This window comes from Lysobacter humi (ex Lee et al. 2017), from assembly GCF_054781815.1.
The window spans coordinates 37,949-53,074 of sequence record NZ_BAAGTR010000010.1 but is presented as its reverse complement, the minus strand read 5'-3'; the positions used below and the strand labels follow the sequence as shown (position 1 = coordinate 53,074).

The 15,126-nt window shown below is 73.7% G+C and carries 11 protein-coding genes; 5 read left to right on the top strand and 6 right to left on the bottom strand.

The genetic code is table 11. From position 1 onward, the window contains the following. Positions 1–117 precede the first annotated feature (117 nt). The 6 genes from ACYVJJ_RS10680 to ACYVJJ_RS10655 all read right to left on the bottom strand — a co-directional run bounded on the left by ACYVJJ_RS10680 (position 118) and on the right by ACYVJJ_RS10655 (position 4,417). On the bottom strand, positions 118–1,263 hold the full coding sequence (locus ACYVJJ_RS10680; RefSeq protein ID WP_460833446.1) for an MlaA family lipoprotein: 1,146 nt from the start codon (positions 1,261–1,263) through the stop codon (positions 118–120). 37 nt (positions 1,264–1,300) lie between these two features. Beyond that, a complete protein-coding gene (locus ACYVJJ_RS10675) occupies positions 1,301–1,579 on the bottom strand; it encodes an STAS domain-containing protein (RefSeq protein ID WP_460833444.1) in 279 nt (92 codons plus the stop codon). Further along, positions 1,576–2,229: an MlaC/ttg2D family ABC transporter substrate-binding protein gene (locus ACYVJJ_RS10670; RefSeq protein WP_460833442.1), complete on the bottom strand. Its 654-nt coding sequence runs from the start codon at positions 2,227–2,229 to the stop codon at positions 1,576–1,578. The genes ACYVJJ_RS10675 and ACYVJJ_RS10670 overlap by 4 nt, the downstream gene beginning before the upstream one ends. A gap of 5 nt (positions 2,230–2,234) precedes the next feature. Further along, complete coding sequence (mlaD, locus tag ACYVJJ_RS10665) at positions 2,235–2,744, bottom strand: outer membrane lipid asymmetry maintenance protein MlaD (protein ID WP_460833440.1); 510 nt, start codon at positions 2,742–2,744, stop codon at positions 2,235–2,237. A gap of 126 nt (positions 2,745–2,870) precedes the next feature. Beyond that, positions 2,871–3,620, bottom strand: a complete 750-nt coding sequence (locus ACYVJJ_RS10660; RefSeq protein ID WP_460833438.1) for an MlaE family lipid ABC transporter permease subunit — start codon at positions 3,618–3,620, stop codon at positions 2,871–2,873. Further along, entirely contained in the window at positions 3,620–4,417 is a 798-nt protein-coding gene (locus ACYVJJ_RS10655; protein WP_460833436.1) for an ABC transporter ATP-binding protein, read from the bottom strand. Before ACYVJJ_RS10655 ends, ACYVJJ_RS10660 begins: the two co-directional genes overlap by 1 nt. Positions 4,418–4,915: 498 nt before the next feature. On the opposite strand from ACYVJJ_RS10655, the gene recC reads away from it, so the two are divergent. The 5 genes from recC (at position 4,916) to folE (ending at position 15,081) form a co-directional block, all read left to right on the top strand. Beyond that, positions 4,916–8,242, top strand: coding sequence for an exodeoxyribonuclease V subunit gamma (recC, locus tag ACYVJJ_RS10650; RefSeq protein ID WP_460833434.1), 3,327 nt, complete (start codon positions 4,916–4,918; stop codon positions 8,240–8,242). Continuing rightward, a complete protein-coding gene (locus ACYVJJ_RS10645) occupies positions 8,239–11,841 on the top strand; it encodes a UvrD-helicase domain-containing protein (RefSeq protein WP_460833432.1) in 3,603 nt (1,200 codons plus the stop codon). The genes recC and ACYVJJ_RS10645 overlap by 4 nt, the downstream gene beginning before the upstream one ends. After that, positions 11,838–13,586: an exodeoxyribonuclease V subunit alpha gene (gene recD, locus ACYVJJ_RS10640; RefSeq protein WP_460833430.1), complete on the top strand. Its 1,749-nt coding sequence runs from the start codon at positions 11,838–11,840 to the stop codon at positions 13,584–13,586. The genes ACYVJJ_RS10645 and recD overlap by 4 nt, the downstream gene beginning before the upstream one ends. 127 nt (positions 13,587–13,713) lie before the next feature. After that, positions 13,714–14,175, top strand: coding sequence for a glycine zipper domain-containing protein (locus tag ACYVJJ_RS10635; RefSeq protein ID WP_460833428.1), 462 nt, complete (start codon positions 13,714–13,716; stop codon positions 14,173–14,175). 321 nt (positions 14,176–14,496) lie between these two features. After that, positions 14,497–15,081, top strand: coding sequence for a GTP cyclohydrolase I FolE (folE, locus tag ACYVJJ_RS10630; RefSeq protein WP_460833426.1), 585 nt, complete (start codon positions 14,497–14,499; stop codon positions 15,079–15,081). The last annotated feature ends 45 nt before the right edge of the window (positions 15,082–15,126 follow it).

Sequence of the window (15,126 nt, the reverse complement as noted above, 5' to 3'; positions counted from 1 at the left end):
GCTGGCGCGAAGCGGACCCTATCGAAGCGTCATCACCGGTCGACCGGTGCGGGAAAGTCGGCGGTCTCGAACCCGCCCGGAGGGAACGGCACGCCGGGCGTGCGGCGGCCGGGCGACTCAGCCGCCGCCGACCGGCATCGCGTCGACCGGCACCATGCCCGGGTCCTCGCGCAGGTAGTCGGGCAGCGCGCCGTCGTCGGTCTCGCCGTCGATCTGGTAGGCGCGTCGCTGGCTCCAGGCATCGCGCACGAGCACGTAGTCGTCCTCGACGCCTTCGCGCAGCGCGTCGGTCGACATCAGCTGCATGCGCAGGTCGACCAGCTGCAGGCCCTGCAGCGGCACACGCAGCGCATCGGCCTCGAGTTGGCGCAGCGGCGAGAGCGGCGCGTCGCCGGCCATGCCCACCACGTCACGCACGGTGCGCGGGCCGAACAGCGGCAGCTCGACGTAGCGCGAGCGCTTCCAGCCCCAGACGCCGAGCGTCTGGCCGAAGTCCTCGCTGCGGTTCTGCAGCTTCGCATCGGTCGCCGGGTCGAAGATGCCGGCGATGCCGACGGTGCTGTTCATCACGAAGCGGCCGAGCGAATGGGCCGCCTGCTTCGGCTTGCCCTGCAGCAGCGCATTGATCGCCGAGAGCGGCTGGCCGAGGTTGTTGAAGAAGTTGCTGACGCCCGTGCGTACGGGGCGCGGCACCGCTTTCACGTAGGCCCGCGCGAGCGGGGTCGCGACGCGGCGGTCGACCGCATTGTTGAAGCGGTGCATCTGCCGGTTGTAGCGCTCCCACGGGTCGTAGACGGTGGCCGGCGTGGCGCCGGCGGCGGCCTCGCCGTAGAGCGCCTGGAAGTCGTCTTCGGCGGCGGTCGCCTCGCCGGCGTCGTCCGCTGCGGGCAGGGCGCTTTCCGCCTGCGCCGTCTCGGGCGTGGTCGCCGCCTCGCCTGGGATGGACGACGGGAGGGCATCGGCGGAGGGCTCGGCCGTGGTGTCGTCCGGCGGCGTGCCGACCGGGGCCGCCTCGGTCGTGGTGCCCTCGGCGGCTGCGGGCGCGTACGGGACCTCACCCGCTGCGGTCGCAGGTGCCGCGGGCTCGTCCACGGGCGCAGGTGCTGCGGCACTCGCGGCCTGCGCCGTTGACGCGGGCTCGGTCGCAGGTGGCACGGCCGCCTGCGCGCCGGCCGTGCCGGCGGCAAGGAGGAGCGCGAGCGCGAGGGCCGGCCGCGCCTGCACGGGCAGGGCGGCCGCGACGGGGGCGGCGGAACGGATCATGGCGCTAGTGTAGCCGGCGTGATGAGCGCCGACCCGCTCAGGTCCTGAAACCGAGCGATCCGTCCAGCCGGTAGGCGGCGGTCAGCTCGGCGAGTCCCGACGGGGCCCCGTCGATGCGCAGCCCGCCGGCGGCGAGCTCGGCGAGCAGCGCGAGGCCCGCGCTGTCCACGGAGTCCACGGCGTGCAGGTCGATCGCCCGCACGCCGCCGAGCTGCGGCTGCAGTTGCCGCCACAGGCCCGACACGGCCGCCCGGTCCAGGCGGCCTTCGATGCGCAGCACGTCGCCGTCGGCGCGTGCCTGCGCGGGGCCGATCATCGGGCGTCGGCCTTGAGCTTGCCGGCCTTGAGGTCGGCCGCGACCTGCGCGATCGAGGCGCGCTTGAGGGGCGCGTCGAACTGGCTGCGGAAGGTCTGCACGAAGCTCACGCCCTCGACCATCACGTCGAAGACCTTCCACTGGCCGCCCACGTTGCGCATCAGGTAGTCGACCGGGATCGGCTCGCCGCCCGCGCGCAGCATCTCGGTCGACACCTTCACCGCCTTGCCGCCGGCGAGCGGGGTCTCGGACTTCACGCGCACCGAGAGCTTGGTGTTGAAGTCGAGCAGCGAGGAGCCGTAGCGCTGCATCAGGTTCTCGCTGAGCGCATCGGCGAACTTCGCGACATCCGCCTCGGACGCGCCGCGGCCGTGCGTGCCGAGCACCAGGCGCGCCGCGTAGTTGCGGTCGAACATCTGGTTGAACTCGGTGGACACGAAGGCCTTCAGCGCGCCGCGGTTCCTGGCGAACTCCGCGCGACGCGCGTCCAGCGTGCCGAGGATGCGCGTGCTGTTCTCGAAGACCAGGCGGCCGGGCTGGCCGAGCTGCTTCGCCGACGCGGCGGGCGGTGCCTTCGCGACGGCGGCGACGGCGGGCACGACGGCCGCGAGGGCGGCGGACAGGACGACGGTCAGGGTGGTGCGCTTCATGGGTCTCACTCCGTGGGTGCGGCGGCTTCGCCTTCGCTGGCGGGCGCGTCCTCGTCGGACTTGCCCGCGCCGCTGAACATGTATTTGCCGACGAGCTGGAGCAGGTCCACCGCCGGCTGCGTCAGGTAGATCTCGTCGCCGGGCTTCAGCGGCTCCGGGTCGCCGCCCGGGGTCAGGCCGATGAAGCTCTCCCCGAGCAGGCCGGCGGTGAAGATGCCGGCGGCCGTGTCGGACGGCAGGTCGCGGTAATTCCCCTCGATCTCGATCTGGACGAGCGCATCCAGTTTCTTCGGGTCGAGCTGAATGTCGGCCACCCGGCCGATCGCGACGCCGCCGATCTTGACCGGCGCGTTCGGGCGGAGGCCGCCGATGTTGGAGAAGCGTGCCTTCACGACATAGCCGTCGCCGCCCTGGCCCCAGCGGCCGTTGGTGGAGGCGATCGCGAGCACCAGCAGCGTGGCAAGCGCGAGCAGGAGGAAGGCGCCGACGGCGAATTCGATTCGGGGACTACGCATCGGAAGGGTTCCCGTGGACAGACGTGGCGCAAGGCGCGCCGGATTCGAGCGGAGTGGCGGCGCAGCTGCATGCCATGGCGCGGGACGCCGACGCATGCGGCTCGCGGCGGTGGCGCGACGTGCGCATCAGGCGAAGAACAGCGCCGACAGCACGAAGTTGAACATCAGCACCAGCAGCGAGGCATTGACGACCGCGCGCGTGGTGGCGATCGACGTGCCTTCGATGGTGGGCTCGGCGAAGTAGCCGACGAACGAGGCGACGAGCGCCGCGATCGCGCCGAAGACCGCCGACTTGTAGAGGGCGACGAGGAAGTCGTCCTGGAAGTCGACGACGTCGCGCATCACCTGCCAGAACGGGCCGGCTTCGAGCCCGATGACGTGCACCGCCTCGAAGTAGCTCGCGAGGATGCCGGCGCTGCAGAAGAAGCCCGTCAGCAGCGGCACGCACAGCACCGCCGCCCAGAAGCGCGGCGCCACCGCCTTGCCCACCGGGTCGATGCCCATCAGGCTGAGCGCGGTGATCTGGTCGGTCGCGCGCATGAGCCCGAGCTCGGCGGCGATCGAGCTGCCCGCGCGGCCGATGAACAGGAGGCCCGTCAGCACCGGCGCGAGCTCGCGGTACATGCCCAGGCCGAGCAGCGCACTGACCTGGTTCGCCGCGCCGTAGGTGACCAGCGCCTTGTAGCCGAGCAGCGTGAGCGAGAGCCCCACGAACGCGCCGCCGACCAGGATGATCGGCAGCGAGCGCGCGCCGATCTTGTAGATCTCGCGCACGAGCTCACGGCCGAAGTCCGCGGTCGGCCGGCTCGCGCGCAGCACCGCGAACAGGAACAGCCCGGCGGCGCCGAGGGTGCGGGTGGTCGCGACGAAGGGCATCAGGCGGTCGCTCCGGCGTCGGCCGCGCGCGGCGCGGCGTCGAAAGGAATCGGGCCGTCGGGGGCGCCGCGCAGGAACTGCTGCACGGTCGGGTCCGTGGAGGCGTCGAGCTCGGCCGGGGTGCCCGCGAAGATGATCCGGCCGTCGGCGATCACCACCGCGCGGTCGGCGACGGGCATGGTCTCGTGCACGTGGTGCGTCACCACGATCGAGGTCAGGCCGAGCGTGTCGTTGAGGCGCCGCACGAGCGACATCACCACGCCCGAGGCGATCGGATCGAGGCCGGTCAGCGGCTCGTCGTAGATCATCAGCGGCGGATCGAGCGCGAGCGCACGGGCGAGCGCGACGCGACGCGCCATGCCGCCGGAGAGCTCGCGCGGCATCGCATCAGCCGCGGCGCGCAGGCCGACCGCATGCAGCTTCATCTCCACCAGCCGGCGGATCAGCACCGGCGGCAGGTCGGTATGCGTGCGCAGCGGCAGGCCCACGTTCTCGGCCACAGAGAGGTCGGTGAGCAGGCCATTGCCCTGCAGCAGCACGCCGATGCGGCGGCGCAGCTCGAGCAGCGCGCGGCCGCCGGTCGGCATTGGCGCGCCGAGCACCTCGACGCTGCCCGCGGCGGGTGCGAGTTCGCCGGTGAGCGCGGCGAGCAGCGTCGACTTGCCGCTGCCGGACGGACCGAGCACGGCGACGACCTCGCCCGGTTCGACCACGAGGTCGACGTCGCGCAGGATCGTGCGGCCGCCGCGCGCGAGGCGCAGGCCGCGCAGGGCGACGATGGGCATGGATGAGGACATGGGCGGAGTCGGCGCGCAGACGCGGGCGGCCGCGGAGAATGCCGGCGCGTCGCTGAACAGGGCGGGAGCCGTATTGTCGCAGGGCCATGGGCCCGCGCGCACGTGACGGAAGGCCCGGTGTGCGCCGTCGGTCGGGCCGACGGGCGATCGGTGCCCGTGGCGAACCGCGGGCGCAACGGTCGTGATGCGCCTGCAAGACCGAAGGAGCGGTGTCGTGTCATGCGGAAGAAGACGCCCCGGGCAGGCCTTCCGCAGGCGCGGGACGGTCGGCCCGGCTTAGGCATATGCGAGCGCACCCGGGCTTTGCCGCCGTCGTCGCCACGCTGAATCCACCTTCGAACATGACCGCGACGATCGCTTCGCGGCCGCAAGGCGAATCGCAAGCGCCCTTGCGACGACGCGCAGGACCGCGTCGCAGGAGGACTTCGCGCCATGCGTCGCACGCACCTGTGATCCCGTGATCTCACCGGCTGCGATCGGCTGCGGCATGATGGCGCGATGCCCGCGGCCGCGGATTTCCGCCTCTACCACTCCAACTCGCTGGAGATCCTCGCCGGCCTGATGGCGGAGGAGCTCCGCAAGCCCGTGGACGGCGACGACCTGCTCGCGCCCGACGTGGTGCTGATCCCGCAGCCCTCGATGCGCCGCTGGCTGCAGGCCACGCTCGCGAAGGCGCACGGTATCGCCGCCAACATCGTCTTCCTGACGCCGGGCGAATTCGTCGCGCATGCGCTCGACAGCAATGTCGAGGGCCGCGCCGACGACCTCGACTTCGAGGCGATGCGCTGGCGTCTGTACGGCCTGCTCGCCGACGGGGCCGTACTGCGCGATCCGGCGCTGCGCCCGCTGCGCGCGTATCTGGCCGCCGGGACCGACGAATTCGACGCGCTCAAGGCCTGGTCGCTCGCCGGCGAGCTCGCCGGCACGTACGAGCGCTACGGCGCGTGGCGACGCGACTGGCTGCTCGACTGGGACCGCGGCGGCGCGCCGCGCGATCCGCAGGCCGCGCTGTGGCGGCGCGTCGCGACCGGGCGCCCGCACCGCGCACGACGCATCCAGGCCTACCTCGAACGCTTCGGCGCCGAGGCGCCCGGGTCGCCCGGGTCGCCGCGCGGTCTGCCGCCGCGGCTGTTCGTGTTCGCCACAATGGGCGTCTCGCCCGACGTGCTGCGCGTGATCGCGAGCCAGGCGCGCGTGGGCACGCTGCACTTCTACCTGCCCTCGCCGACGCAGGCCTACTGGGGCGACGTGCGCACGCTGCCCGCGCGCCTCGCGCTCGGCGATGCGGCCGCCTTCGGCGACCTCGCCGACGTCGAGGATGCGCCGCTGCTGCAGGCCTGGGGCGCGGCCGGGCGCGACTTCATGGCGGTGCTCGGCGGCTACGAGACCGTGCACCCCTCGTTCGACCTGCCCGTCTACGACGATCCCGAGGCACGCGACTTCGACGCGTCCACCGAGACGCTGCTGCAGCGGATCAAGCGCGACCTCCTGCATCGCCGCCCGCCGCCCTCGTCGCCATGGCGCGAGGACCTCGACCGCAGCGACCCGAGCCTGCAGGTGCATGCCGCGCCGACGCGCCTGCGCGAGGTGCAGGTGCTGCACGACCAGCTGCGTGCGCTGCTCGAGGATCCGCGTTTCGATCCGCCGCTCGAGCCGCGCGACATCGCCGTGCTCTCGCCCGACATCGATCCGTACGTGCCCTACATCGAGGCGGTGTTCGGCGGGTTGCGCGGGCGCGGTGACTTCATCCCCTACACGATCGCCGACACCAGCCCGCTCGCCAGCGAGCCGCTCGCGGAGGTGTTCTCGCGACTGCTGGCGCTGCCCGTCTCGCGACTCGGCCTCAACGAGGTGCTCGACCTGCTCGCCACGCCGGCGATCGCCGAGCACGCGGGCCTCGAGCCCGGCGCGCTCGAGCGCCTGCGCGACTGGCTCGAGGCGGCCGGCGCGTGCTGGGGGCTCGACGGCGCGCACCGCACCCGCCACGGCGCCCCCGACGACGGCCTCTACACCTGGCAGTTCGCACTTGACCGCCTCGTCCTCGGCCATGCGAGCGGCGCCGATGCCCTCGTCGGCGACGTCGCCGCCTCGCCGGACCTGGAAGGCAGCGACCTCGCCGCGCTCGACACGCTCGTCGGCCTGCTCAACGTACTGCGCCGCTACGAGCGCGTGCTCTCCCATGCGCTCACCCCGGAGCAGTGGCGCGAGCGCCTGCTCGCGCTGCTCGCCGCGGTGTTGCCCGAGCGCCCACGCGAGGTGCGCGACGAGCGCGCGCTCGACCGCCTGCGCGACCTGATCGAGGCGTTCGCCGACGCCGCGCGGCGCGCCGGCGTGCATGCGCCGGTGGAGCCGGAGGTGGTGCGCGCGCATTTCGACGCGTTGCTCGCGCAGCCTGATACGCGTGCACCGCTGATGACCGGCGGCGTGAGCTTCGGGCGCATGGTGCCGATGCGCCTGCTGCCCTTCCGCGCGATCTGCGTGCTGGGCCTGGGCGACGGCGAGTTCCCGCGCAGTGATCCCGCCGGCGGCATCGACCAGCTCGTGCGCGAGGTCGACGGCCCCGCTCGCCGGCGCGGCGACCGCTCCACGCGCGACGACGACCGCTTCCTGTTCCTGCAGCTGTTCGCATCGGCCGGCGACGTCTTCTACCTGAGCTGGCTCGGCCAGGACCCGCGCGACGGCTCGTTGCGCGAGCCCTCGCTGCTGGTGGCCGAACTGCTCGACGTCGCCGCGGCCTATCACGCGCAGCCGGCGCAGGTGCGCCCGCGCTTCGTGGTGCGCCATCCGCTGCAGCCGTTCGCGCCCGAGGCCTACGGCTGCGACGGCGAGGGGCTGGAGCCGCGCCGCTTCAGTTACCGCGGTGAATGGCAGGCGGCCGCGCGCGTGGCGCCCGCGCGCCGCCGCGAGGCGCCGCAATGGGCCGGCGTGCCGCTGCCGGCACCGGAGCCGCCGGTGCGCGAGGTCGGCCTCGGCGAGCTCAATGCCTTCCTGCGCAGCCCGCCCGAGGCCTTCCTGCGCCAGCGCCTGCAGCTGCGCCTGCCGGACGTCGGCGCACCCGCGCTCGACGTCGAGCCGCTCGTGCTCGCCGCGCGCCAGGCCGAGCGCCTGCGCCAGGCGGTCTTCGAGGCGCAGGTCGCCGGGCGCACGCAGCAGCTGCACCGCCTGCTGCGCGCGCGCGGCCTACTGCCCGCCGGCGCGCTCGGCCTGCGCTGGCTCGACGCGGTGGTCGAGGAAGTGCGCCCCTATTCGGAGCTGTTCGCCGGCTGGCGCGGCGACGCCGACGGCGACGAGCTGCCGGTCGAGCTCGTGATCGGCGATGCGTTGCTGCACGGGCGCATCGCCGGGGTGCATCCGCAGGGCCTCGCGCGGCTGCGCTTCGGCGAGCTCAACGGCCCGGCGCAGATCGCGCATGGCCTCGACTGGCTCGCCGCCAACGCCGCCGGCCACCCGCGCCCCCTCCTGCAGTTCGCGGTGCACGACGGCCGCGTCGACGTGCTCGAGCGGGCACCGATCGCAGCGGCGCAGGCGCGGTCGGCGCTCGCCGCGCTGCTCGCGCTGCGCGAGGCCGGCGTGCGCGAGCCGCTGCCGTTCGGCGCCTACGCGGGCTGGGCCTGGTGGCACGACCAGGACGATGCGGGCTGGAAGGCGGCGCGCGAGCGCTGGGCCGGCACGCGGCGCTGGGCGGAGGGGCGCACGCCGGCGATGCGCCTGACGCTGCGCGGGCGCGATCCGTTCGCCGGCGACGACGCGGCCGAGCGATTCCGCGCCACCGCGCGCCGCATCTTCGACGCCGTGGTGCACGCGCGTGCGGAGATCGACACGTGAGCATCGTCGACCTGCCGCCGCCCGACGCCGTCGTCGCGCTCGACGATCCGTTCCTGGACATGCCGCTCACCGGCGTGCACCTGATCGAGGCGAGCGCGGGCACCGGCAAGACCTACACGCTCGCCACGCTGGTCGCGCGCCTGGTCGTCGAGCGCGGGCTGCGCGTCGGGCAGATCCTCGCGGTCACCTTCACCGAGGCCGCCACGCAGGAGCTGCGCGAGCGCCTGCGCCGGCGCCTGCAGCTCGTCGCGCGCGTGGCCGGCGGCCTCGTGCTGCCGGGCGACGACGCGGACGACGAGTTCGCGCTGTGCCGGCATCTCGTCGAGCGCCAGTCGCGCGTCGAGGACCCCGCCGCATTGCGCCAGCGCCTGCAGCAGGCCGTCCGCGAGCTCGACTGCGCCGCCGTGCATACGATCCACGGGTTCTGCACGCGCGTGCTCGGCGAGCATGCGCTCGAGGCCGGCGAGGCCTTCGGCGCCGGGGCCGCGCTCGGCGACGACCGCGAGCTGCGCGAGAACGTCGCCGCCGACCTGTGGCGCACCGCCGCCAGCGATGCCGACGAGGCCGAGCTGCTCACCGCGCTGTGGCCCGGGCCCGACGAGCTCGCACGCGACCTCGGCCTGCTGCTGCGCGCGCCGGTGCTCGAGCCGGCGGCGACCGATCCCGGACCGTCTCCGCTGGAGGCGCTGCAGCGGGCCGCGGACGAGTTGCGCGCGGCGTGGCCCCGGCATGCGGCCGACGCGCGCGCCTGCATCGACCGCGCGCTCGAGCAGGGCGTGCTCAACAAGGGCCGCGTGCGCACGGAGACGCTCGACCGCATCGGCATCGCGATGGACGACTGGTGCGGCGCGCGCCTGCTCGATCCGCCCGACGAGCGCCTCGACCTGTTCACCGTCGCCACGCTCGGTGCCTGCGTGAAGAAGGGCGGCGATGCGTCGACGCTCGCCTCGCCACTGTTCGATGCGGTGGCCGGCTACCTCGACGCGCATGCCCGCTACGCCGACTGGCGGCAGGCACGCTCGGTCGCACTCGTCCATCGCCTGCGTGAGCGCGCACGCACGCGCCTCGCGCAGCTCAAGCGCCAGCGCCGAGTGCGCGGCTTCGACGACCTCATCGACGGCGTCGCCGATGCGCTCGACGGCCCGCGCGGCCGCGCGTTGGTGCGTGCACTGCGCGGTCAGTACCACGCTGCGCTCGTCGACGAGTTCCAGGACACCGATGCCCGCCAATGGGCGATCTTCCGCCGCGTCTTCGGCGAGGACGACGGTGGCGACGCGCCACTGCCCGCACTCGACGACGCGGTGCACGCCGCGCCGGCGCGCTTCCTCGCGCTGATCGGCGATCCCAAGCAGGCGATCTACCGCTTCCGCGGCGGCGACGTGCACACCTACCTGCTCGCCCGCGAAAGCGCACGCGAGGCGCCGCGCCTCACGCGCAACTTCCGTTCGCGACCGTGCGTGCTGCGTGCGGTCGAGCGCCTCTACGCGCCGCTCGGCGCGGAGGCCTTCGTCGATCCGCGCATACGCTTCCAGCCGGTGGCGGCAGGCGGTCGCCGCGTCGACGCGGCCTGCCTGCGTGACGGCATGCCGGCTCCCGCACTCACCGTGCGCCGCCTGCCCCCCACGCCCGACGGCAAGGATCTCGATGCCGACACCTCGCGCGAGCGCACGACCGACGCCTGCGTCGACGCGATCCACGAGACGCTTGCGCTCGCCGCCGCGGGCCGGCTCACCATCGACGGCCGCGCGGTGGTGCCGGGGGACCTCGCGGTGCTCGTGCGCAAGCACGACGAGGCGCTGCGCATCCAACGCGCGCTCGCCGCGCGCGGCATCGCGGCGGTCGCCGCCGGCCGGACGTCGCTGTTCGCCACCGAGCAGGCGCTCGAGCTGCTCGCGCTGTTCGAGGCGCTGCTCGCGCCGGCCGACCCGCTGCGCCTGAATGCCGCGCTCGCGACGATGCTCGTCGGCCTCGACGCCGCGCGCATCGATGCGCTCGCCCGCGACGATGCCGCGCGCGGTCGCCAGCTCGAGCGCGCGATCGCCTGGCGCGAGCGCTGGCTGCGAAGCGGCCCGCTCGCGCTGGTCAACGAGCTCTGCGCGCAGGCCGCGCCGCGCCTGCTCGAGCTCGTCGATGGCGAGCGCCGCCTCGCCGACTTCCTGCAGCTCGGCGAAGCCTTGCAGGAGGCCGCACAGGCCGCCCTCGGCCCCCAAGGGCTGGTCGACTGGCTGCGCGCACGCATCGCCACCGCCGACGCGCACGATCCCGAGCAGCAGCTGCGCCTGGAATCGGACGCGCGTCGCGTACAGATCCTCACCGTGCACAAGAGCAAGGGCCTCGAGTTCCCGTTCGTGTTCCTGCCCTTCGCCGCGATCGGCACGCCGCAGCGGGCGCCGCGCTGGTGCCTGCTGCACGATGCCGGCCGTCGCGTGCTGCACCTGCTGCCGGACGAGGCCTGCAAGGCACTGTGGGCACGCGAGGAGGCCGCGGAGGAAGCGCGCCTGCTCTACGTCGCGCTCACCCGCGCCGAGCAGGCGCTGTGGCTCGCCACCGGGCCGCTGTATGCGAACCGGCAGGCACCCCTGGTGCGCATGCTCGGCGACCTCGCGCTGCTTGCCGATGGCGAGATCGTCGTCGACGACCGCGTCCCGGGCACGCTCGAGCTCCCTCCGCTGCGCCCGCCGCCGCCGGCCCAGCCGCCGCGGGCACGCAGCGCGAAGCGGGCCTTTCATCGCGACTGGTCGATCTACAGCTTCAGCGCGCTCGCACGACAGGCCGCCGGCCCGATCGAGACGCTGCTGCCGCGCGGCGAGCGCGAGGACGATGCGGCGGCGGGCGAGCCGGTCGCGCCCGCCATCGGCGACGACCTGCGCTTTTCCGGCACGCGCTTCGGCGACGTCGTGCACGCCGCGTTCGAGACCGTCGACTTCGCCGCCTGGTGCGACTGGGCGGGTGACGAGGCGCCGCTCACGCAGCGCGACGCGCTGGTCGACGCGTTCCGTGGCGAAGGGTACGCGCAGGTCGAGATCGAGGCCGGCGTCCCGCTGCTCACCGCGCTCGTCGGCCACACGCTCGCCGCGCGCCTGCCCGAAGGCGCGCGCCTGTGCGAATTGCCCACCGCGCAACGACGTGCGGAAATGGAATTCCACTTCACGCTCGAGCAGGTGCCGGTCGACGCGCTGCTCGCGACGGTGCAGGCGCACGGCCTGCTCGGCGAGCGCGAGGGCTTTGGCGCGCGGCGCACGCTCGAAGGCCTGATGACCGGCAAGATCGACCTCGTCTACGTGCACGACGGGCGCTTCCACGTGCTCGACTACAAGACCAACCGCCTGCCGGACTACGCGCCCGCCTCGCTCGCGCGCGCGATGCACGAGGGCGAGTACACGCTGCAGGCGGCGATCTACACGCTCGCGCTGCATCGCTGGCTGCGCTTCCGGCTGGGCGAGGCCTACGACTACGACCGCCACGTCGGCGGCGTGCGCTACGTGTTCTGCCGCGGCGTCGACTATCGCCGCACGCCGGCGCCCGGCATCCACGCGCAGGTGCTGCCGCGCGCGCTCGTCGAATCGCTCGACGCGCTGTTCGCCGGGGCGCCGCGATGAGCCTGCTCGACGGCCTGCAGCGCAGCGGCGCGGTGCGCCCGATCGACCTCGCGCTCGCGCACAGCCTGCAGCGGCTCGATGGCGCGGTCGCCGAGCCGGTGCTGGTCGCCGCGGCGCTCGCCTCCTACGCGATCGCGCAGGGCCATGCGGCCTTCGACCCCGACGGCGTGGACGCGCTCGTCGAGCCCGCGGTCGACTGGCCGGGCGCGGACGCCTGGCGGGCGGTGCTCGCGCAGTGCCCGTGGGTGGCGCAGCCGGACGGGGACGCGGCCAGTGCGGACGATCGCCCGCTGGTGCTCGAGCACGGCCGTCTCTACCTGCGCCGCTACCGCGAGTACGAGCGCCGGCTCGCCTCGGCGCTCGCGCGGTTGTGCACGGCGCCGGCCATGCCGGTCGACGCCACGGTCGACGCGCTGCACGCGCGGCTGTTTCCGCAGCGCGACGCCGCCGATGCGCAGGCGCGCGCCGCTGCGCATGCGCTCGAGCATCCGCTGCTGCTCGTCACCGGCGGTCCCGGCACCGGCAAGACCACCACGGTGGCGCGTGTGCTCGTGCTTCTCGCGGCGCAGGCGCGGGTGCACGGCCAGGCGGCGCCCCGCATCGCGCTGGCCGCGCCGACCGGCCGCGCGGCCGACCGCATGGCCGGCAGCGTGCGCCGCATTGCCGAGTCGCTGCGCGGCGAAGGCATCGATGCCGCGCTGTGCGACGCGCTGCCGCAGCGGGCGTCGACGATCCATCGCCTCATCGGCCTTGCACCGGGCCAGCCGCGCGCGCGGTTCGACGCCCGCCATCCGCTGCCGCTCGACATCGTCGTGGTCGACGAGGCCTCGATGGTCGACCTGCCGCTGATGTGCAAGCTCGTCGAAGCGCTGCCGACCGGCGCACGCCTGCTGCTGCTCGGCGATCGCGACCAGTTGCCGTCGGTCGAGGCCGGCGACGTGCTCGCCGCGCTGTCGGATGCCGCCGACGCGGCGCCATCGCCCCAGGCGCCGCTCGCAGGCCGGCGCGTGCACCTCGATCGCGGCTATCGCCAGACCGACGCACTGGAGCTCGCGCCGCTCGCCGAGGCGGTGCGGCGCGGCGACGCGGCCGCGGCGCTGTCGACGCTGCGCACGGGCGCGCGCGGTCTGCACTGGCATGAGGACGCGCTCGATCCGCTTGCGCCGCCTACTCGCGAGGCCGTGCTGCGGCCGTGGCGCGCGCTGCGCGCGGTACGCGAGCCGGCCGAGGCCCTCGCGCAGCTCGGCCGCTGCCGCGTGCTGACCGCGCTGCGCGACGGCCCGCAGGGCGCGACGCAGCTCAATGCGCGCATCGAGCTCGCACTCGCCGGCCCGCAGCGCGAGCCGTATTTCCACGGGCGCCTGCTGATGGTGACCGAGAACAGCGCCAAGCACGGGCTATTCAACGGCGACGTCGGTGTCTGCCTGCGCGATGTCGACGGCACGCTGCTCGCGTGGTTCGAGGGCGCCGACGGCGTGCGCGGCTTCCATCCCGCGGCATTGCCCGCGCATGCGAGCGCATTCGCCACCACGGTGCACAAGGCACAGGGCTCCGAATTCGATGCGGTCTGGCTGCAGTTGCCGTCGGTGGAGACGCGCGTGCTCTCGCGCGAGCTCGTCTACACCGGGCTGACCCGTGCGCGCAGCGAACTGCACGTGCTCGGGCCAGCGTCGACGCTCGATTTCGCGCTCGCGCGGCACGCGCGTCGCGTCTCCGGGCTTGCACGACGCCTTGGCATTAGCTGAACGCGTTCGTTAAGCAGCCGTATCACCGTCGCAGCGATTTCTTCACTCCGGTTGTACCGGCCGCTGCCTACGTTGGCCGGGAACCCTGGGCAATGTGGCCCACGGCCCCACGACAACGGAGTCCACGATGAGCGACGTCAAGAAAGACCACAGCCTCGGTGCAGGCACGGGTGCGGTTGCAGGCGCGGTGACCGGCGCCGCGATCGGTTCGGCCGCGGGTCCGGTCGGCAGCCTGGTGGGCGCCGTCGCCGGCGGCATCGTCGGCTCGAAGGCCGGCGACTCGATCGCCGAAGCGGTCAACCCGACCGACTACGAAGACCACTTCAAGCAGACCTACTCGACCGCCGACTACTACAAGTCGGATCGCGACTGGAACGACTACCAGCCCGCCTACCGCTATGCGTACGACACGCGCTCGCAGTACAGCGGGCAGAGCTTCGACACCGTCGAGCCGCAGCTCGAGCGCGACTGGGACACCCGTCGCGGCAACTCGCGCCTGGCTTGGGGCGAAGCGCGCGGCGCGGTGAAGGACGGCTGGAACCACATCGAGCGCGCCATCCCGGGCGACGCCGACCGCGATGGGCGATGAGCGATCGCTGCGCGGCACCGCCGCGTGATCGCTGCGCCGGGCCCGAAGCCAGGTCCGGCCGCCCGTACCGACCGGTAGCGACTCGACCGTGACGCGACATCCGGGCTGCCGAGGTCCGGATCGCCACGCCGCCGGGCGACACGCCCGTCGCCGATGATCCAACCGCTGCGACTGCTACCCGCAGCACACAGGGGCCGGGCAACCGGCCCCTGTCCTTTTCGGATGCAGCCGGGCGCGCACCGCTGTGTCCCGCCGCCCGCGCATCGGGCACGACCGGGCGCTGCGCTACGATGCGCTCCCGCCGCTGCCGCGAGCCGCCCGATGGCCGATACCGACAAGCCCACCCGCGACGAGGCCGAGCAGGCGGTGCGCACCCTGCTGCGCTGGGCGGGCGACGATCCGACGCGCGAGGGTCTGCTCGACACGCCGCGCCGCGTCGTCGATGCCTACGGCGACTGGTTCGCCGGCTACGCCACCGATCCCGAGGGTTACCTCAAGCGCACCTTCGAGGAAGTCGCGGGCTACGACGAGATGGTCGTGCTGCGCGACATCGAGTTCGAGAGCCACTGCGAGCACCACATGGCGCCGATCATCGGCCGCGCGCACGTGGGCTACCTGCCCGACGGCAAGGTGGTGGGCATCAGCAAGCTCGCCCGCGTCGTGGATGCCTATGCGCGGCGCTTCCAGGTGCAGGAGAAGATGACCGCGCAGATCGCCGAGGTGATCGCCCGCGTGCTGCAGCCGCGCGGCGTGGGCGTGGTGATCGAGGCGAGCCACGAATGCATGACCACCCGCGGCGTGCACAAGCGCGGCGTATCGATGACCACCTCGACGCTGCTCGGCAGCTTCCGCGAGGACGCGCGCACCCGCGCCGAGTTCCTGCAGTTCATCCGCAGCGGGCGCTGAGCCGCGCCGGCCGTGGGCGCCTCGCGCTTCTGGCGGGAGCATGCC